This is a genomic window from Clostridium sp. CF012 (assembly GCF_018861755.1).
Lineage (GTDB): Bacteria > Bacillota > Clostridia > Clostridiales > Clostridiaceae > Clostridium_AD.
The window spans coordinates 79824-101261 of sequence record NZ_JAHLEF010000006.1 but is presented as its reverse complement, the minus strand read 5'-3'; the positions used below and the strand labels follow the sequence as shown (position 1 = coordinate 101261).

The window sequence follows — 21438 nt, the reverse complement described above, 5'->3', positions numbered from 1 at the left end:
GAAGTAGGCTAACGCCTAAAAGAATTTTGGACTGTGGTATTAGAAAGAGTGTTAAAAGATACTCCTTTTATTTGAAATGCAAATAAAAAAATCCCTATAAATAAATATAAGGATTTTGCAATGTATAGTTTGAAGTATAAGTCATATATCTTTATTTGTTTTTGATGGCTTTATCTAATATAGTTTGAAAATCCTCTATGGTTGCAACTCTAATGGATTTTCTAAATAATTCAGTTAATATAACTATATCCTTTATTTCTTCAATATTTTCTCTGGTTTTTTTTGGAACTATGTCAAATCTTTCTGCTAACGATTCAATTATAAATTTTTGTGAATTAGTAGCAGTTGCTTCATTTCTTTCCTCTTCCATCCATTCGTTATAAAGTGGAGATTCCATAAGTACTTCCCTCCTTACATATTTTTTAACTAAATGTTCTGAAAACTTATAACCGGCTAGTATAGACATGGCTGCCATAAGATCTGCTTTCAAGGTGGTATCTTCAACAGTATCTATAGCATCTACTGTTTTTTTTATAATATCTTCAGGCATTTCCATTTTTATCTTCTGGTCTTATCTGAATTAATCGTTTTGAAGGAATATCTATTTTGGCATGTACGCTTCATCTCATATTTATATTTTATCACATTTGGATTTAAATAAAACATTCATATAAAATAATTAAATTGTAAGAAACGTATTAATATGTTTTTATTATTTATTATGCCTATATTAAGTTACTTTTAATCTTGCAGGCTACCGCCTAAAATATTTTTGCAAATAAGTATCACATATATTAGAAGGAAAAATAAAAGCTCCTAAAATACATTTATGTATTTTAGGAGCTTTCTTAAATCTAAAGATGCCACTTGCCACGTGGGTGGCACCAGCTTAAAGGTTTAGCTTTAGGTCGCCGTCTCTGATCCACCCTTTTTTTCTCATGAATTCTGAGAAGATTAAGGTTAAGATTGCGGGGGCGATAAAGTGTAGAAGTATTATTTTAAAAACTATTATGGAGGTAGGTTCACTGCCTTGCATAGCAGCTAAGGTTCCGAATTGACCTACAAGGCCACTGGTGCCCATACCTGCACCTAGAGAATTATTTTTCATGGAAAAAATCGTTGTAGAAAAAGGTCCTAGGATTGCACCTGCTAAAGTAGGGGGTATCCAAACTTGAGGACGCCTTATTATGTTAGGTACTTGTAGCATGGAGGTACCTAGCCCTTGAGATATTAGACCACTCATCTTATTTTCTCTATAGCTAGCTACAGCAAAGCCTATCATTTGAGCACTGCAACCTACAGTGGCGGCGCCGGCTGCAAGGCCAGACATATTAAGAGAAATTGCTATGGCGGCACTGCTAATTGGAGCGGTAAGGGCCAGACCCATTAGTGTAGATACTGCAATACCCATTGGGATAGGCATAAGGGTTGTAGCGGAGTTTATTACTGCACCTAAATCTGTCATAAAGACTGAGATGTAAGGTCCAACAAATTTGCCTACTATACTTCCAGTAACAATAGTAACGATGGGAACTATAACAATATCAAGTTTTGTTTTTCCAGACACAAAGTTTCCAAGTTCTGCACCTATTACTGCAGCAACGAAGGCTCCTACAGGGCCGCCCCCCATGTACATATATCCGAAGGCACCAGTGGCAGCTGAGGAAAACATGGCAAGTGGGGTAACTTTTAAGCCCCAAGCTACAGCTACACCAATAGCGCAGCCAACTACAGGGGATTTAGCTGAAATAATTGCTGTAAACTCTTTAAGGAATGCTAGTCCAGGGACTTTTGATAATTGACTTAGGATTAGTCCTATAATTAATGAAGCAAATAATCCTAATGCCATGGCGCTTAAGGCATCTAAAAAATATCGTTTAAGTCCTTTTTTTACAAGAATTTTGAATTTTTCCATGAGATCTCCTCCTAAAATATAATTGCTAAAAATTTTCGGATAATAGATAAGAATAAAAGTATATATCGCTTCAAATACGTTAAAGCAATATATACTTTTGTTATTCCATTAATACTAGTTATGAATCTTGAATATTATCTAATGTCTGCATATGAGTATATACGAGTGTATATACATACGTAACTCACAATATTATAACATCTTCTTATAAACACATCAATATGACTATTAAAAAAATATGGAGCACAGGGAAAATAAAAAAAAGCATAAAGCACCAGGAGGATCCCCTAGAACTTTATGCCTTATAGTATCTACTAAAAATGTTTAAAGCATGTGTAATATAAATAATGTGCTGGTTAACTAATCTTCGCGTACTTCTAAATAAGAACTACCATCAAGAGGAATTAGTGCTTGGAGACCTGGATGACCTTTAAGTAAGCCTATGGCATAAACGGTGTAAAAACGTTGAGATTTTAGTTTTATATTAGGAATGTATAAAATTGTAGTTTTGGTACCAGTAGGTCTAGCTTCTAAGGTATAGGTGCCAGCAGGAACTTGTATATAATCAGTAAAGGCTTTGTAACTAATATTCTTAAATAGAATTTTTCCATCTGGTAATACGATATCCACAGGTCCAGTATTAGGTGATAAGTGAGCAAATTTAATATATACCATATCAGCGGGGTTCATAATTTTAGTTTCTGGAACAGGGAGTAAATCGATGTTAGGTAATAAACCAATGGCTGCGATGGTATAAATTTTTTCAGGGGGAACAAAAAGGTTTTTACTAAGTACTGGTGAGGTAGTGGTTCCAGCTGCATAGATTTTTACATTGTACTCACCGGTGATAACCTCTATATAATCTGTAAAATCAGCGTATGGAAGGTTTTTAAATTTTAAGATATCATTAATATATACATCAACAGCTGGGGATTTGGGTGAGGCATGAAGGATTCTTAAATATGAAGTTTTAGGGGTTACTCTATAGTTAGGAAATTCCCTGTGTCGAGAATAAGGATCATAAACATTTTTTGGACAATAGAACATAAAAGGCTCCCTTCAAATATTTCTACTATATAATATATGAAGAAATAGCATATAAGGTCACTAAAATTTATTGTAATATATCACGGATTTACTCATATACTTATAAGGGATAAAAATAGATTAAAATATAAGTTAGTGTTTTATAATTTAATAATAAAAAAAATTAAAAAAGTGCAACTAAAATATAGCCATAAACGTTATATAAGTGTAAAACATAAAAAGATATGAAATAGAGGTAATTTTAATTGCAAAATGAAAATTAAACCAAATTAAAAAAAAATTATGAAACTTGCAACTAAAATATAACCATAAACGTTATATAAGTGTAAAACATAAAAAAATATGGAATACAGATAATTTTAATTTAAAAATGAATATTAAACCATTAAAAAACCAAAGAATTTTAAAAAAGTGCAACTAAAATATATCCATAAACGTTATATAAGTGTAGCTTGTGAAAATAAATGTAATCATGTTAATTTTTATTAAAATACTTGAAATTTAAACAAAAGTGTTATATACTACATTTAACGTGAAAAATGTGTAAATACGTTATAATGAGTACAAGAAATTTACATTATTTGTTGAGATATAAAGCGAATTACATTGAAAACTTATTACAAACATATTTAAGTCTTTAATTACTATGTTACTTTAAATCATAATCTATTGGTTTTATAGTAACAAAAAAAATAGCTCCGCAGGGGGTGTAACTAAAGAAGAACGAATTATATTCTTTGAAAAAACAATCATAACTTGATGTTAAATAAACAAAAACAATCACATCTGTGATTTGAAGAAAACAGAAAGGGGACGTTCAGAATTATGTACAGAAAGAAAAGGAATTTATTTGTACTGTGCTTAACATTTATTATGTTATTTACAACGGTAGCATTCCCAAAGGTAACGTCAGCATCTACGACACTGGGAGGAAATGACAGATATGCTACTGCGCTAAAAATTGTACAGGCTGGTTGGACAACGTCAGACAGTGCGATTATTGCTAGGGGAGACGATCTAGCAGATGCACTTGCCGCAGCACCCTTAGCATACGCAAAAGGAAAAGCGCCTATATTATTAACAAAACCTGGCGAACTTCCCACAGGAGTTTTGAATCAATTAAAGACACTCGGAGTTAAAAACATTTACATAGTTGGAGGGACTGGAGCTGTTTCAGCGGCTGTAGAAAATGCTTTAAAGGAATTCACAGTAAAGCGATTAACAGGAAAAGATAGAGTTGAAACTTCTTACAACGTAGCAATTGAAGCATTCGGAGTAGCACCAACAGAAGTAGTTCTTGCAAATGGGTTAGCTTATGCAGATGCACTTTCAATCTCAGCAATAGCAGCTGTAAAGGGAATGCCAATACTACTTGTTAATGACAATAAATTATCACCAAAGGAAGAGACCTACATTGCAGGCAAAACAGTTTATGCAGTTGGAGGAACAGGAGTTCTGAGTGAATCAGTTGTTGATACAGCAAAGGCTACGAGGATATCAGGAATAGATAGGTATGAAACAAATGCAGCAATACTTAGTAAGTTCCAACAAAATTATAGTAAGATTTACCTTGCAAAAGGAACAAAGGAGAACTTAGTAGATGCACTTACTGGTTCAGCCCTAGCAGCTCTTGGCAACAATCCTATAGTTTTAGTTAATGCAAAGAGTGAAATTAATGCGAAAATATCGGTTATTATAAAAACTAATATAAGTGTTGATAGTACACAGGTTCTACTTGGAGGAACAGTTGCACCAGCCGCAGCAGTTGCAGTTGAAGCAATGAAACCTCAACCTTTAGAGGTTATATCCATAGAATAATTTAATGTTAGGTTGCGAGTTGTAGTAGTTTAACTTTAATAAGTAGAATATATATGATAAAAATATTTTCGAAAATTAAAGGATTATTATATAAAATGTGGAACATATAACTAATGAATTAAAAAATAAGAAAAAAGAATTAAAGGAGGTGATGCTAATGATAAAAACGTTCCAATAACATGCTTAATTTTTCATAAAGTTGCATTGATTTATATGTTTAATCAGTAAAATTAAGGTGATCTTAAAAAATCCAATGCTACTTGAGAATTTAATATAAGAAAACATTCACATCGACGTTTCACCAAAAAAAAATATGAAGGGGGACATAAAAATTATGTTCAAAAAAACTAAAAGTTCATTAGCAATAACTCTATCAGTAGCAATGCTTGCTACAATGGTAACAATTCCAAGTGTAGCTTCAGCAGCTACAGGTACACAAATATCAGGAAAAGACAGATATGAAACTGCTCTAAAAATCGTTCAAGATGGTTGGGACAAATCAGAAAGTGCAGTTATCGCTAGAGGAGACGATTTAGCAGATGCTCTTGCAGCAGCACCTTTAGCTTATGCAAAGGGAAAAGCACCTATTCTTTTAACAAAAACTAACGAAATTCCAGCAGGAGTTTTACAAGAACTTAAGGATTTAGGAGTTAAAAATGTTTACATCGTTGGAGGAGTTGGAGCTGTTACAAAAAATGTAGCAAATCAATTAGCTAATGCTGGCTTAACAATAACACGTGTAGAAGGAAAAAATAGATTTGAAACTTCTTTAGCAGTAGCAAAAGAAGCATTTGGATCAGCACCAGCAGAAGTAGTTATTGCAAATGGTTTAGCTTATGCAGATGCTCTTTCAGTTTCATCAATAGCAGCTTCAAAAGGAATGCCAATATTACTTGTTGATAACAGTAAATTAACAGCAGAACAATCAGCTTACATAGCAGGCAAAACTGTTTATGCAGTTGGTGGAGAAGGCGTTCTTAATGCAGATGTTGTTAGTGTATCAAAGGCTGTAAGATTAGCAGGCGCAGATAGATATTCAACAAATGCAGCAGTACTTGAAAAATTTGCATTTGACTATAGCAAACTTTATCTTGCAAAAGGTACACCAGCTAACTTAGTAGATTCACTTGCAGGTTCAGCTCTTGCAGCTAAAACAAACAGTCCTATAGTTTTGGTTGATGGAAATAATAAAGTTAACTCAAATTTAGCAACTGTTTTAATAGATAAAATAAAAGATGACAGTAAAATAGTTAGACTTGGTGGAACAGTTTCACAAGCAGCAGCAGATGCTGTTGAAGCATTTAAAACAGCTGTTAATCCAGGAGTTGTGAAAGTTTCTTCAGTAAGTGCTATTAGTGCTAAAAGTTTCAAAGTAGTATTTAACAAAGCTGTAGCAGATACAACAAAGACTGTTTTTACAGTTAAAAGAGGAACTACTCCTATAGTAATGCCAGCTACTTGGAATGCTGCTGGAACAGAAGCAACATTGGCTTATACAGCAAACCTAGCAGAAGATTCTTATACAGTTAATGTAATGAATGGTACAACTGATCTTGGAACAAGTACTGTAGCTATTACAAAACAAAAAGTAACTAAAATAAACGTAATTGGTGATACACTTGGAGTAGCTCCTACTAGTACTTCAACTAGTGGTACTGCAATTATTATGAATAAGCAAGAAGGATTTATTTCATATGAAGTACTTGATCAATATGGAGTAAACATTACAGATGAGTCATTAGCAAGTTCAATTACTTGGAGTAGTTCAATTGGTGAGGTTGTTGGTAAGAAGGGTTTAGTTACAGTAACATCATACACAAATACAGTACCACTTACACAATACACACAAACAATACTTACAGCTATTAATACTGATAGTAATGTAAGCACAAGTGTTAATTTGAAAGTTTCATTATCACAGGGAACATTAAGTGATATTAAACTGAATGCATTAACAAATGTTGATAAGAAAGTATTTACTAATGGAGATACATTTAACAAATTCTATATAGACTATACTGCATTAGACGTAAGTGGAAATGCAACGAAAAACTTTAAATTAGTAGATAAAGGAATTTTAGATAGTGATTCAGTAAATGGTGGTACACAAATATATTCATCAGATCCAACTCATGTTAGAGCTACAATTGTTGCAGATCCAACTGATTCCAATAAGGCTGTAATAGCAGTAGAATCAGTAAGTTTAGATTCTATATACAGAGATACACCAATTATACTTACAGCAATGACAAGAGTAGGAAAATCTTCTTCGATTACTATTAATTTAAAGAAGGCAGCAGCTCTTGATAAATTAAACATTAGCTTACCTTCTCAAGAAATCGCTATTGGAGATAAAAATGTTGTAATTCCATTTGAAGCTTTTGATCAAGATGGAAATGTAATGACAAAGTATAGTGATATTGTTGATTCAGATATTGTTACAAGTTGGGGTGGTTTAGCAAAAAGCAAAAATGCTGATGGTACTTTAAAGCTTACAATACCAGTAGTAACAGAGGCAATGCATATATATCAGGTTCAAACTAAAACAGGTAGCCATAGCATGATTACTGTAAAGGCTGTAGCTGAAGCAAAAGCAGAAAAACTTACTATTGTTGCAAAAGAAGTTAAAAGATATATGCAAATAGGTGCTGTTAAAGAGATAGACTTTATTGATGAATTATTAGTAGAAGATCAATATGGAAGAAAAATTGATCTTAGTAATGGAAGTAATGGGTATTCTGTGCAGGCAACAACTAGTGGCTCTATTGGTGTAACTGGTGAGGCTTCTGATGGTAAAAAAATAAAAGTAGAAGCACTAGCTGTAGGTACACATTCAGTAACTTTCTCATTGTCTAAAGATGGAAAAGATACAGGCATAACTAAGAGCATGGAATTTTCAGCAGTGGCTGATAAAGACATTGTGGGATTTGAATCAGATACTGTTGATTTAATGTATGCAACTAAGACAGGTGGATATACTCAAGATGTACCAGAAATATTTGGTAAACTTTCAAATAGTGCTCTTGTAGCATTAAAAGCTAGTGGAATTAATAAAGCTTATTCAACTGACAATGGTCAATTTACTGTAACTACTGCGGGTGCTATATCTGCAAATGAACTTGCTGCTGGAGTAGCAGAAGGAAATGGTAAATTAGTTACTATTGTAAAAGTTAATGGTACAGCAACTTCTGTTACTACTATATTAAAATCATCAAATGCTGCACCTGCTGCTGCATCAGTTGGAGTTTCAGTTAAAAAAATTGCTACTGGACTATCAGTTGACGGAGATACAATTATTGCAACAGTGGATGCAATGAATGCATTAAGAAATACTTCTCTAGAACAAGACGCTTCAGATACTAGAAAAGTTCAATTCTATGCTAAGGATCAATATGGAAAGAAAGTACAAAGACTTTCATATATGGATGTTGTAAATTCTACTAAAATCGGTACTGGTACTGCAGTTGTTGATAAATACAAGATTGAAGCTGGAGTATTACAATTTACTGATACTGCAGTAGTTAATGATACATTTGATATTACAGTTTCATCAGCTAATGGGATAATGAAGACAATGAAAGTTATTGTTGTTGCTAACCAATAGTAAAATAACATTTTAACCCCTGACTGTTGGTTTGTAAAAACCTTTGGGAGTCATAAATAAAAAAAAGAGAAGGACAGTTGTGGAGCTGTCCTTCTCTTTTTAATACATAATCTAAATAAATGTGGGCAAGTCTGTAACAAGCCTAAGATGGATTAAAATTCGTCTTAGGCTATTTTTGTACTTATAATAATCTTGAATTCAAATAAATATTATTACCTTTGAAAAGAAAAATAAAATTTAATGCAGGAAATAAGCAACTTCTTTTACATAGAAGGTGTATAATTTAGAAACAACCTGGGATAAAACATTATACTCTACAGTAGAAAAGGTACATTTTAAAATAAAATGCTAACAACTAGAACTAAATTAGTTTTACTATGGAATAGTTTGTGTTAATATAGATATTAATGGAATTAATTATTAAATGGGGGCGATTTATTATGAAAAAAAGACGTTCAATTATTATTAGCTGTTTGATAATAGTTTTTTTATTACAAGCTATGAATGTACAGGTATTTGCGGGTCCAGTAGTTAATGTAACATCAATAAGTTTAAATAAGATTACAGCTGTTTTATCAGTTAATGCGGTAGATACTTTAATAGCAACTGTGAGTCCAGCAACTGCAACAAACCAAACTGTTACTTGGACATCCTCTAATACTGATATAGTAAAGGTATTTAATGGAGTGGTTATGGCAGTAAGTCCAGGAACTGCAATGATTACAGTAACTTCAGTAGATGGATTTAAGAATGCAGCTTGTATGGTTGTTGTTAGTAAAGCAGATACCGCAATAAGTTTAAACAAAACTTCAGGTGCATTAACACTTTATGACAGTGAGACTTTAGTAGCCACTGTAAATCAGAGTGTTGGGACAAGTCAAACAGTAACTTGGGCATCTTCAAATAATGCCATAGTACGAGTAGATAATGGATTAATAATTGGAGTTGGAGAGGGAACTGCAGTAATTACAGCAACGGCAGTTAATGGGGGTAATATTGCAAGCTGCGTTGTTAAGGTTAGTAGCCCAGTAATATCAATAAATTTAAATAAATCCTCAGATTATTTAACCGTTGGAGGCTCAGATGTTTTAACGGTATCTGTAAACCCTTCAACCTCAACAAACCAAACCGTAACCTGGGCCTCTTCAGATACAAGTATAGTACAAGTAACTGACGGCATATTAATTGCAGTAAGTGCAGGTTCTGCTACAATTACAGCAACAACTATTGATGGGAGTAAGAAGGCCACCTGTAGTGTTATTGTTAATGGTTTAGGAACAGTAGGTTCAAAAGTAACCTCAATAAGCTTAAATAAAACCTCAGGTATTTTAAACCTTGGATCAACAGATACTTTAATAGCGACTATAAATCCAAATACTGCTTCAAACCAAACTATAACTTGGTCTTCTTCAAATACTGCAGTCGCAAATGTAGTTAATGGAGTGGTAATCCCTATAAGTGCTGGAAGCGCAATTATTACAGCTAAAAGTGTAGATGGAGATAAGACTGCAAGTTGTATAGTTGTTGTTAATGCTTCAGGAACAATAGGTTCAACAGTAACCTCAATAAGCTTAAATAAAACCTCGGGTATTTTAAACCTTGGATCAACAGATACTTTAATAGCGACTATAAATCCAGCTACTGCTTCAAATAAAACTATAATTTGGTCTTCTTCAAATACTGCAGTTGCAAATGTAGTTAATGGAGTGGTAACCCCTATAAGTGCAGGAAGCGCAATTATTACAGCTACAAGTGTAGATGGAAATAAGACTTCAAGTTGTATAGTTGTTGTTAATGCTGCAAGTAAATTAAATCTTGTAAGGCTTGGGGGAGCGAATAGATACCAAACCGCAACAGCTATATCTCAGTCAGGCTGGAAAACAACTTCAAGTTATGCTGTACTTGCCACTGGCAACGATTATCCGGATGCTTTAAGCGCAGCACCACTTGCAAAAAAATATAATGCACCAATTCTTTTGACAGAAAAAAATTCAATACCACAAATCGTAATAACTGAGCTTAAAAGATTAAGTGTAACTCGTATTTTTATAACCGGTGGTACTGGAGTCGTATCTCAAGCTGTTGAAAGTCAACTTAAGACAATGGGTATAACAACAGAAAGACTTGGCGGAACTGATAGGTTTGAAACTTCCATTAAAATAGCTGAAAAATTAGGTGTAGGGTCAGGAGAAATCATGGTAACTAATGGTATGCAATATTCAGATGCTTTATCAGCTTCGTCTATTGCAGCTAAAAAAGGAATTCCTATAATACTAGCTAATAAAGATGCATTACCTGCGTCTACAAATACATTTATAAGTAAAAAGTCTTTTACGAAGACCTATATTTTAGGTGATACTGACTTAATAAGCGATAATGTAGCAAATAAGTTTCCAAGAATAGAAAGAATAGTTGGTAGCGACAAGTACGAAAGAAACATTAATATAATTAAGAGATTTGAGAGTGATATAAGTTTTAGCAATATATGTGTAGCTACAGGAAAAGATTTTCCTGATGCACTTTCAGGCTCAGCAATTGCAGCAATGTATTCTACAGCTATAGTTCTTGTAGATGATAGTGCTTTAAAGGATATAACTACCAAGTATATAAGTGGAAAACTTGCACAAGTTAATAATGTTTATATATTTGGACTACAAGGAGCAGTAAGTGATGCAGTTATAAAGACATTATTTAATAAATAGGGTAAAAGGGGTGTTAAAGCATCCACTATTGATCCTGCAGAAGGTATTTTTATAACTTTAAAAAAAAGAAAAAGATGTTACAGTGAAAGACGCAGAATTAAGTAAATTTAGAGTTGAATTTAAATAAAAAATATTTATAAATAAGGAGCAGATTATTTCTTGTATAATCTGCTCCTTATTTTCGCATCCCAATTTGGTGAAAACTTCAAAGAACCTTTCTGAAAAGCTTCCTCTATTCATACTAAGTAATTGTAATTATGGCTACATAGATGCATTTTTAGAATATCATCACTTACAAGCATTTTTGTAGATTTTGAATATGTTAAATGATATCAACTTTACCATTTATTTAATTACTAGTATAAAGTATAATTACAATTAACCGATAATTTATATGTATAGGGTTTTCAAAAAAAATAATTAAAATGTGATGAAACAATGAATATGATAGTTAAATTAATAAAAGAGTGAGAGGAGATAGAATTTATGAAGAAGTTATTATCAAAAGCACTAAGTATACTAATATTTTTATCAATGGTTTTACCATCAGCAAGTACAGTTTTTGCGCGAGGGATAATTGCTAATAATATAACTCCTGTTAACAATGCAGTAGGAACACCAGACACAGTAACAGTAGCAGGTTTAGAAGTAGGAGATATAGTTAAGGTATATTCGGATGCAACAGTGGCAACAGCCATAGCAACAGTAACAGCAACATCAATAACAAGACAAATAATAATAGCAGGAAAAACAATATCAGGAACAGAAACAATAGCATTAGCAAGTATTCCACAACTTGGGGCAGGAGCAGGAAGTGTATATGTATCAGTAACAAGCAAGGGTTTGGTTGAAAGTGATAGAGTACAAGTATCATATGTGGCAGAAGCAGCAACCATAGTATCACCAATTATGAAAGGAACTACTGTAAATAATTCAGTTGGAACACCAGATACAATAACAATTACAGGTTTAGCATTAGGAGATATAATTAAAGTATACTCAACGGCAACAGTAGATGGAACCGCAGGAATAGGATCAGCCATAGCAACAGCGACAGCATCAGCAGACAGAGTAGGAAATGGTATAACAGCAACAGCAACTATTCCACAACTTGGGGCAGCAGGAGGAAATGTATATGTATCAGTGACAAGCAAGGGTTTGCTTGAAAGTGATAAATTAATAAAAGTACAATATTTCGCAGAACAAAGATCGAGTACACCATTCCTATCTAATATAACATCAAAAAATAATGCGGTAGGAACATCAGATACAGTAACAGTAACAAATTTAGTAGTAGGAGATATAGTTAAAATATACTCAGATGCAACATCAAATGGAGAATACTCAGTAGGAAAAGCCATAGGAACGGCAATAGCAACAGCAGATAAGGTGACAATAGGTACAACCACCACAGGAACAGCAACAGTAAGTATTCCACAACTTGGTGCAGTAGCAGGAAATATCTATGTGTCAGTAATAAGCAAGGGTTTGATTGAAAGTACTATAACAACAGCAGTAGCATATTTGGCAGAGCCAAAATCAACTGCACCATTTGTAGCTGATATAAAGTCTGTTAACAATGCAGCAGGAACAACAGATACAGTAACAATTACAGCTTTAGTAGCAGAAGATATAGTTAAGGCATACCAACCGGTAGTAGGTTTAGTAGCAGGAGATATAGTTAAGGTGTACCAAGCGGCAACGGGTGGAATAGCCATAGGAACAGCAACAGCAGCATCAAGAGTAATAACAATAGGATCACAACCAATAAAAATAAAAGAAGTCACAGCAATAGCAAATATTCCACAACTTGGAGTAGTAGCAGGAAATGTATATGTAACAGTAACAAGCAAGGGTTTGCTTGAAAGTGATAGAACACAAGTGGCATATGCTGCAGAAGCAGCAACTATAATATCACCACTTACAAAAGGAACTACTGTAAACAATGCAGTAGGAACACCAGACACAGTAACAATTACAGGCTTAGCAGTAGGGGATATAGTTAAAGTATACCCAGCGGCAATAATAGATGGAACAGCTATAGGAACAGCAACAGCAACGGGAACGTCAGACAAAGGATGGAATGGTGCAATAGCAACAGCCAGTATTGCACAATTTGGCACAGGTGCAGGAAATGTATATGTAACAGTAACCAGCAAGGGTTTTCTTGAAAGTGACAAATTAATAAAAGTACCATATTTTGGAGAAAAAAGATCGAATACACCATTCGTATCTAACATAACACCAAAAAACAATGCAGTAGGGACACCAGATACAGTAATAGTTACAAATTTGCAAGTAGGAGATATAGTTAAAATATACTCAACGGCAACAGCAAATGGAGAATCGGCCGTAGGAGAAGCAATGGGAACGGCAATAGCAACAGCAGACAAAGTGGCAACAGGAATAGCCAAAGTAAGTATTCCACAACTTGGGACAGCCAGAGGATATATCTATGTTTCAGTAATAAGCAAGGGTCTGCTTGAAAGTACCATAACAACACCAGTAGCATATTTGGCAGAATCAAAATCACCTACACCATTTGCAGGTAATATAACAACAAAAAACAATGCATATGGAACATCAGACACAGTAATAGTTACAGGTTTAGCAGTAGGAGATATAGTCAAAGTATACTCAGCGGCAACAATAGATGGAACAAGGGGTGTAGGAACAGCCATAGGAACAGCTACAGGAGTAGCAAACATAGTAGTGAAAGGCATGGTAGCAACATCAACTGCAACAGTAGTTATTCCACAAATTGGAGTAGCAAAAGGAAAAATATATATATCAGTAACAAGTAAGGATTGTCTTGAAAGTGATATAACAACAGCAGTAGAATATGATGCAGAAGTAAAATCAAAAACACCTATTGTAGTGCATTAGAAAATAGATAAATTAAATTTGTGACAGATAGTGGTTATCTTGTTACTTTTATATGTAATTATTAATGTAAGGAGTTAATAATAATTAGAATATGTTAGTAAGTTAATGCCTAGGAGGAAAGTTTTGCTCCTAGGCTTTAATTTAATTTATTAATGCCTTTAATTTTAGCTAATTTGTAATGGCTTAAACAGCTCCTTTTTTAAAAAGCCAATATATTGATATATAATAAAATTGTGGTATAATAGTTAAAGAAATTAATAGTAACTAGGGGGAAGAAATGAATAAATATTATAAAAGAGATGAAGCATATCATTTAATACCGTTAATGATTATGATTTTTATGGTTCCACTTATTGTAAGGCTAAAATTTATTCCATTAACTGGTGCTCAATTTGAATTTTGGACTGGGGGAAAAGAAGTTAGTGATTTTTTCTCTTATTATAAGATGACTTGGATTCTGGGTCTTACTACACTTTCCATAATTATGCTTATGGTAAAAGGTTATCAAGAGCAGTTTAAGATTTTTAAGAAATCCTATTATTTTATACCTGTTGCAGTATATAGTATTGCTGTTATTACATCCATGCTACTTTCAGAGTATAAGGATATAGCTATTTGGGGATTTGTAGATAGATATGAAGGCATGTTTGTACTACTAGCTTATATGGCCATTGTAGTTGTTACTATGATATTAGTGGATTGCGAGTATCATGTGAAGTTCATATTTACAGTTTTAATTTTCTCGGCTATTATTATTGGAACCATAGGGGTATTTCAGTACATAGGAATAGATATATTTCAAACTAATTTTGGTAAAAGTTTCATTCTGCCAAGTGAGTATATGAAAATGGCTGATACACTTAAATTTGCATTTGGAAAGAATGTAATATACTCAACTTTATATCATTATAATTATGTGGGAAGTTATATGGCAATGTTATTTCCATTAACACTTACTATGTTTATATTAATAAAAAATCAAATAGTGAAAGTATTTATGGGGATAGTTACTACACTTATGGCTATAAATTGGATTGGTTCTAATTCTCGTGCAGGTCTTATTGGGGGAGTATTAGCCATAATTATATTGCTAATAATGTTGCGTAAGTATATAAAAGAAAAAAAGAAATATTTTGGTATAGCGGCTATAGCGCTTATAGTTGTATTTATAGCTCTTAACATTGTATCAAAGGGAGCACTTAGTTCAAGAATAAAAACATTATCTAGTGAAATGAAAACAGTATTTATATCAGATAAAAAAAGTGAAGACTTTAAAAATCTTATACAATTAAAAGATGTAAAGACTGATGGTAGTACTGCTTATATTAATATCGATAGTGAAATTTTAAACCTTGCAATAAAAGAAGCAGATATAGTTTTCTTTGATGAGAATAAAAAAAGTATTACTACAGAATTTAGGAGTGATACTGGAAAAATAAAATTAAATGATGAAAGATATAAAAAATATGATGTTGGATTAGTAAATATAAATGGGAAACAGATTCTGAATATTAATAAAGATAATATAAAGCTGTTTTTTGAATATGATTCTAAGTCTATAGGAATTGTTGACTATAAAGGGAAAAGTATAGATATAGATAATATCAAAAGTTTTGGGTTTAAAGGTAAGGAAAAACTAGCATCATCTAGAGGGTATATATGGTCAAGAAGTTTACCTTTATTAAAAAATACAGTGCTAATAGGTCATGGTCCAGATACCTTTTCGGCGTATTTCCCACAGAACGACATAAAGGGGAAGATGTTCGCCTACGATGGGGATATGTGGCAACAAGTAGATAAGCCACATAATTTATACCTACAAATAGCTCTTAACACAGGAATATTATCTTTATTAGCTATATTAGCATTATTTATAATGTACCTTATAAAAAGCTTTAAAATTTATTATAACAGCAGCTTTAACGATTTTATTTCTATTGCTGGACTAGGAATTTTTGTAGCAGTAGTGGGGTACTTAGGAGCTGCTATATTTAACGATAGTGTAGTATCAGTAGCACCAGTATTCTGGATATTGTTAGGAATGGGGATAAGTATTAATAATATTTTAGCGCCTAAGAAAAAACCTGAAATAGCTACAAAATAAATGTGAATATAAGAAATTGAAAATAGAAGTCCTTACTAATTAAAATAGTGTGACTTTTATTTTTTTCAATGAAAAATATAACATATATGTTTATAAAACGGTAGAATGTTTATGAATAATGTGTTAAAATTAAAATGAAAATTGTAGAAATATAATGTAATATTGGTAAATATAAAATTATAGTGTATATACAGTATTTATAAATAATTAGTGTAATAATGGAAAATCTTTAATAATTAAATTTTATAAAGAAATATAGGATATTGTGAAACTATAATGGTTGTTAATCGTATTTTAAATGTAATGCTTTATTAAAAAACAATGTATAAATTGACTAAAAGGTAGAACATCAATACAAATATTTATAAATCCATTAAATATTTAGTCGGTTTTTAGATAGTGGCATTTGCACATTACTTGTAATATGAAAATAGTATTTAATGTAAAAATAAATTATGAAACAAGAAAGGAATTTAAATTATGAAGGGAATTATTTTAGCAGGTGGCTCAGGCACTAGACTTTATCCAGTTACTAAATCTATATCAAAACAAATCGTACCAATATATGACAAGCCAATGATATACTATCCACTATCTGTATTAATGCTCGCAGGTATAAAGGAAGTATTAATAATATCAACAGAAAGAGACCTACCAGCATTTGAGGAGCTTTTTAAAGATGGAAGCGAGTTAGGTATGAAATTTGAATATGCTGTTCAGAAAGCACCAAATGGACTAGCTGAGGCATTTATAATAGGTGAAGAATTTATTGGTGATGACAATGTGGCTTTGGTTTTAGGAGACAATATATTCTGGGGTCAAAGCCTTACAAATCATTTAAAAAGTGCAGCGTCAATTGAAAGTGGAGCAATTATATTTGGATATTATGTTCAAGACCCAACTGCATATGGTGTTGCTGAGTTTGATAAAAATGGAAAGGTTATTTCATTAGAAGAAAAACCACAAAATCCGAAATCAAACTATGCAATTCCAGGGTTATATTTTTATGATAATACAGTAGTAGAAAAGGCGAAAAATTTAAAGCCATCTGCACGTGGGGAATTAGAAATAACTGATTTAAATAAAGTATATATGAATGAAGGAAAGTTAAAAGTAAACCTTTTAGGCAGAGGAATGGCATGGCTTGATACAGGAACCCATGATTCTATGTTAGATGCATCTAACTTTGTAGCAGCGGTACAAAATAGACAAGGAACTTATATTGCTTGCCTTGAAGAAATTGCTTACAGGAATGGATGGATAAGCAGTGAAGAACTTAGAATACTCGCAGAACCATTGATCAAAACAAATTATGGTAGATATCTTATTGACTTAATAAAACATGAAGAAAGTGTAGCGGGTCAATTAGCCTATGATGAAGTGGCTACAACAGAGTAATAGGGGTGAGGATATGAAAATTCTAATTACAGGGGCTAAGGGGCAGCTTGGCAGTCAAGTAATGCACATGATAACCAGTGGTAAAAGTGAACTTGGAGAGATATCTTCACAATATAAATCAGCAGAAGTATTTGATGTAGGTCTGGAAGAGTTAGATATAACAAATTTAAATCAAGTACAGAATTTTGTGTACAAGTTAAGGCCAGATATAATAATAAATGCAGCAGCTTATACCAATGTAGACGCTTGTGAAGGTAATGAAGATATAGCTTTTAAAGTAAATGCTCTTGGAGCACGAAATTTAGCCATAGCTTCTGAAAATGTAGGTGCAAAGATAATTCATATATCTACTGACTATGTATTCAAGGGTGATGGAAATATGCCCTATAGAGAATACGATATTACTAATCCAGTGGGTGTATATGGAAAAACAAAACTTGCAGGAGAAAACTTTGTACGAGAACTGTGTAGTAGATATTTCATAGTAAGAACATCTTGGCTTTACGGTTATAATGGAAATAATTTTGTGAAAACTATATTAAAAGCCGGCAAAGAAAAAGGGCATTTAGATGTAGTAGATGATCAAAGAGGCAATCCGACGAATGCAGAAGACTTAACTCATCATATTTTAAAACTAGCATTAAGTGAAGAATATGGCACATATCACTGTACTGGAACTGGCGAATGTAGTTGGTATGATTTTGCTTGCAAAATTATTGAATATGCAGGTATTAAATGCACAGTAAGTGCAACAACATCAAATCAGCTTACAAGGGCAGCTAAGAGGCCAGCTTATTCAGCTTTGGATAATATGATGCTTAGATGTACTGTTGGAGATGAAATGAGACAGTGGAAAGATGCACTTAAGATATTTATTGATAAAATAGAGGATTAGTAGAAGGATGTAAATATCAGGTAATAAATAGAGAATGTATATAAATTTTTGTTATTTAAGAAAAGGGAGTTGGATTTCGATGAAAACTTACTTAGTAACTGGTGGAGCTGGATTTATTGGCTCGAATTTTATAGAGTATATGTTTAACAAATACAAGAATATAAAAATTATTAATTTGGATAAGTTAACTTATGCAGGAAACTTAGAAAACCTAAAAGTAGTAGAAAGTAATTCGAATTATAAATTTGTACAAGCTGATATCTGCGATAAAGAAGCAGTAGAAAAGATATTTAAGGATAATGATATAGACTATGTAGTTAATTTTGCAGCTGAATCTCATGTGGATCGAAGTATAAAGGAGCCAGAGATTTTTGTAATAACAAACGTACTAGGAACTGTGAATTTATTGAATGCTACTAAAAATGCATGGGAAACGGAAGACGGATTTAAAGAAGGAAAAAAGTATATTCAGGTTTCTACAGATGAAGTATACGGTTCTTTAGGAGAAACGGGGTACTTTATGGAAACTACACCATTAGACCCTCACAGTCCATATGCTTCTAGTAAAACTGGAGCAGATTTAATGGTTAAAGCTTACTTTGATACATATAAAATGCCAATGAATATTACAAGGTGTTCAAATAATTATGGTCCTTATCAATTCCCAGAAAAGCTTATTCCACTTTTAATAAACAATAGTTTAAATCATAAAGATTTACCTGTATATGGAGACGGAATGAATGTTCGAGACTGGCTTTATGTTGAGGATCATTGCAAAGCTATTGATATGGTTATAAATGATGGAAAAGTGGGAGAAGTGTACAATATTGGTGGGCACAATGAAAGAACCAATATTCACATTGTAAAAACTGTACTTCAATATTTAAATGAAAATGTAGATAGTACAATAACTGAACAACTTATAAAATATGTAGAAGATAGAATGGGTCATGATAAAAGATATGGGATTGATCCAACTAAAATTAAAGATGAATTAGGTTGGGAACCAGAAGCTTCTTTTGAATTGGGAATAAAGAAAACTATACAATGGTATTTGGATAATAAGGCGTGGATGGAGAATGTGACTTCTGGTGAGTATCAGAGGTATTATGAGAAAATGTACAATACGATGGAATAGAGGAAAGTAAAGGAGTTTTTTTTAGTGGGACAATTTAAATTTACGGAAACAGAAATAAGAGGAGTTTATATTATAGAGCCTAAGGTCTTTGGAGATGAAAGAGGCTATTTTATGGAAACTTATAATTACGAAGATTTTAAAAGTGCAGGGCTAGATATGGTTTTCGTACAGGATAATCAGTCGATGTCTAAAAAAAACGTGCTTAGGGGACTTCATTTTCAAAAAAAATATCCACAAGGAAAACTAGTTAGGGTGATAAAAGGTGAAGTATTTGATGTGGCTGTGGATTTAAGAAAAGATTCAGAAACCTATGGAAAATGGGTTGGCGCCATATTAAATGAAGAAAATAAAAAGCAGTTTTATGTACCAGGAGGATTTGCACATGGGTTTTTAGTATTATCTGAAGAAGCGGAGTTTGTTTATAAGTGTACTGAAGTGTATCATCCTGAGGATGAAGGTGGGATTAGATGGGACGATCCTGAAATAAATGTGGACTGGAAAATAAAAAATCCAATCATTTCGGAGAAAGATTCGAAAGCACCACTATTTAAGGATATTAATTTTGCATAAATTAGGAAAATTAAAAATCTTATTAAATTTGTTGGAGAACGTGCAGGAAATGATATGTGTTACACTATAGATTCTGCAAGTGAGCAAAAAGACTAAAGCTTAAGACCTCTAAATTCTAGACTTTCTAAGAAAAGCCTTGTAATAGCGGACTTGAGCTTTAACTTAGATGGGAAGATGCTTTGGAAAGATATTTAGTCTAAGTAAGAAGATGTACGGATTCACTAAAATGGGATCATAGAAAGTTTAAATTGTAGCAATTTTAGTCATATTAATATAAGGGGGAAGTATGAAAATTTTATATTTTTCAACAGTAAATTGGAAATGGATAAAACAAAGACCACATTTTATTTGTGAGTATCTAAGTAAAAAAGAAATAGACGTAACATATTTTTCAATAACTCCTCTGTTCAAGCAGAAAATTCTTTGTAAAAAATTAAGCAAATATTTATATGTAAAAGATAAATTTGTATTGCCTTATGCAACTAAAATGGGAATGATAAAAAAAATTAATATTATATATATTAAATATTTTTTGAATAAGGAATATGAGATAGTAATACTTACACACCCTGAACAATATGATTACTTACCTGAAAAATTAAAGAATAATTCAAAAATAATATATGAATGTATGGATAATATCCCTTATTTTTATGAAGGAAGCAGAATAATTAAACTTGAGAAACAAGAAAAAAAGCTATGTCAATACGCTTACCAAATTATTACAAGTTCTGACTATTTAAAAAATAAAATCCAAAACAAATATGGTATAGCTGGTAAAAAAATTGAAATAGTGAAAAATGCTTTAGATGAATCGTTTAAAGTTGATTGTGAAGAGGTAATAAATTTAAAATCACCAAATCTCATGTATATAGGAACAATTGGTGGATGGTTGGATATAAATGTTTTAAATGAATATGCACATAACAATCCTAATTATACTATTTATCTCATAGGACCAATGGATAGTAAAATTATGAGCAAAATAGATAATAAAAATATAGTTATATTAGGAACCATTAAACATGAGGATGTAAGAAAGTACATAAAATTTGGAGAAATAATGCTTATACCATTTAGAGTTAATGAACTTATAAGAGGAGTAGATCCAGTTAAAATATATGAATATTTGGCATTGAGTAAACCAGTTGTAACGTCTTATTGGCAAGAATTAGAACGATATAAAAATAATAATCTAGTGTATACGTATAAAAATTATGAGGAATTTAGTTCAGCAATAAATAGAATAAAAATTGAGCATGACCTTTCTTATAAAATTAATATTAATTTCATAGATGAAAATAATTGGAGAAAAAGAGTAGAGAGTTATGTGAAGATTATAAAAAAAGTATGTTAGTTGA

The 21438-nt window shown here is 32.2% G+C and carries 13 protein-coding genes; 10 read left to right on the top strand and 3 right to left on the bottom strand.

Annotation, left to right across the window (positions count from 1 at the left end; genetic code table 11):
• Positions 1 to 151 precede the first annotated feature (151 nt).
• The 3 genes from KPL50_RS08020 to KPL50_RS08010 form a co-directional block, all read right to left on the bottom strand.
• A complete protein-coding gene (locus KPL50_RS08020; protein WP_216297942.1) occupies positions 152 to 556 on the bottom strand; it encodes a hypothetical protein in 405 nt (134 codons plus the stop codon).
• Between the two features lie 333 nt (positions 557 to 889).
• Positions 890 to 1915, bottom strand: a complete 1026-nt coding sequence (locus KPL50_RS08015; protein ID WP_216297941.1) for a PTS transporter subunit IIC — start codon at positions 1913 to 1915, stop codon at positions 890 to 892.
• Positions 1916 to 2275: 360 nt separating this feature from the next.
• Positions 2276 to 2962 (bottom strand): DUF4397 domain-containing protein, encoded by a 687-nt coding sequence (locus KPL50_RS08010; RefSeq protein WP_216297940.1) that lies wholly within the window; start codon positions 2960 to 2962, stop codon positions 2276 to 2278.
• 825 nt (positions 2963 to 3787) lie between these two features.
• Here KPL50_RS08010 and KPL50_RS08005 point away from each other — a divergent pair.
• The 10 genes from KPL50_RS08005 to KPL50_RS07960 all read left to right on the top strand — a co-directional run bounded on the left by KPL50_RS08005 (position 3788) and on the right by KPL50_RS07960 (position 21434).
• Entirely contained in the window at positions 3788 to 4780 is a 993-nt protein-coding gene (locus KPL50_RS08005; protein ID WP_216297939.1) for a cell wall-binding repeat-containing protein, read from the top strand.
• A 334-nt stretch (positions 4781 to 5114) separates the two neighbouring features.
• Positions 5115 to 8384, top strand: coding sequence for a cell wall-binding repeat-containing protein (locus tag KPL50_RS08000; RefSeq protein ID WP_216297938.1), 3270 nt, complete (start codon positions 5115 to 5117; stop codon positions 8382 to 8384).
• Between the two features lie 440 nt (positions 8385 to 8824).
• Complete coding sequence (locus tag KPL50_RS07995; protein WP_216297937.1) at positions 8825 to 11086, top strand: cell wall-binding repeat-containing protein; 2262 nt, start codon at positions 8825 to 8827, stop codon at positions 11084 to 11086.
• A gap of 486 nt (positions 11087 to 11572) precedes the next feature.
• On the top strand, positions 11573 to 13972 hold the full coding sequence (locus tag KPL50_RS07990) for a hypothetical protein (RefSeq protein ID WP_216298030.1): 2400 nt from the start codon (positions 11573 to 11575) through the stop codon (positions 13970 to 13972).
• A gap of 277 nt (positions 13973 to 14249) precedes the next feature.
• Positions 14250 to 16076, top strand: a complete 1827-nt coding sequence (locus KPL50_RS07985) for an O-antigen ligase (RefSeq protein ID WP_216297936.1) — start codon at positions 14250 to 14252, stop codon at positions 16074 to 16076.
• A 480-nt stretch (positions 16077 to 16556) separates the two neighbouring features.
• On the top strand, positions 16557 to 17474 hold the full coding sequence (gene rfbA / locus KPL50_RS07980) for a glucose-1-phosphate thymidylyltransferase RfbA (protein WP_216297935.1): 918 nt from the start codon (positions 16557 to 16559) through the stop codon (positions 17472 to 17474).
• Positions 17475 to 17487: 13 nt separating this feature from the next.
• Complete coding sequence (rfbD, locus tag KPL50_RS07975; RefSeq protein WP_216297934.1) at positions 17488 to 18369, top strand: dTDP-4-dehydrorhamnose reductase; 882 nt, start codon at positions 17488 to 17490, stop codon at positions 18367 to 18369.
• 79 nt (positions 18370 to 18448) lie between these two features.
• Complete coding sequence (rfbB, locus tag KPL50_RS07970; RefSeq protein ID WP_216297933.1) at positions 18449 to 19507, top strand: dTDP-glucose 4,6-dehydratase; 1059 nt, start codon at positions 18449 to 18451, stop codon at positions 19505 to 19507.
• Positions 19508 to 19531: 24 nt separating this feature from the next.
• Complete coding sequence (rfbC, locus tag KPL50_RS07965) at positions 19532 to 20077, top strand: dTDP-4-dehydrorhamnose 3,5-epimerase (protein ID WP_216297932.1); 546 nt, start codon at positions 19532 to 19534, stop codon at positions 20075 to 20077.
• Between the two features lie 286 nt (positions 20078 to 20363).
• Complete coding sequence (locus KPL50_RS07960; RefSeq protein WP_216297931.1) at positions 20364 to 21434, top strand: glycosyltransferase; 1071 nt, start codon at positions 20364 to 20366, stop codon at positions 21432 to 21434.
• The last annotated feature ends 4 nt before the right edge of the window (positions 21435 to 21438 follow it).

Bases quoted from the DNA above. Each gene is read 5' to 3' on its own strand.
- rfbD (WP_216297934.1), top strand. From the start codon at position 17,488: ATGAAAATTCTAATTACAGGGGCTAAGGGGCAGCTTGGCAGTCAAGTA.
- rfbB (WP_216297933.1), top strand. From the start codon at position 18,449: ATGAAAACTTACTTAGTAACTGGTGGAGCTGGATTTATTGGCTCGAAT.
- KPL50_RS08005 (WP_216297939.1), top strand. From the start codon at position 3,788: ATGTACAGAAAGAAAAGGAATTTATTTGTACTGTGCTTAACATTTATT.
- KPL50_RS08020 (WP_216297942.1), bottom strand. From the start codon at position 556: ATGGAAATGCCTGAAGATATTATAAAAAAAACAGTAGATGCTATAGAT.
- KPL50_RS08015 (WP_216297941.1), bottom strand. From the start codon at position 1,915: ATGGAAAAATTCAAAATTCTTGTAAAAAAAGGACTTAAACGATATTTT.
- KPL50_RS07990 (WP_216298030.1), top strand. From the start codon at position 11,573: ATGAAGAAGTTATTATCAAAAGCACTAAGTATACTAATATTTTTATCA.
- KPL50_RS07995 (WP_216297937.1), top strand. From the start codon at position 8,825: ATGAAAAAAAGACGTTCAATTATTATTAGCTGTTTGATAATAGTTTTT.
- KPL50_RS07985 (WP_216297936.1), top strand. From the start codon at position 14,250: ATGAATAAATATTATAAAAGAGATGAAGCATATCATTTAATACCGTTA.
- rfbA (WP_216297935.1), top strand. From the start codon at position 16,557: ATGAAGGGAATTATTTTAGCAGGTGGCTCAGGCACTAGACTTTATCCA.
- KPL50_RS08010 (WP_216297940.1), bottom strand. From the start codon at position 2,962: ATGTTCTATTGTCCAAAAAATGTTTATGATCCTTATTCTCGACACAGG.
- KPL50_RS07960 (WP_216297931.1), top strand. From the start codon at position 20,364: ATGAAAATTTTATATTTTTCAACAGTAAATTGGAAATGGATAAAACAA.
- KPL50_RS08000 (WP_216297938.1), top strand. From the start codon at position 5,115: ATGTTCAAAAAAACTAAAAGTTCATTAGCAATAACTCTATCAGTAGCA.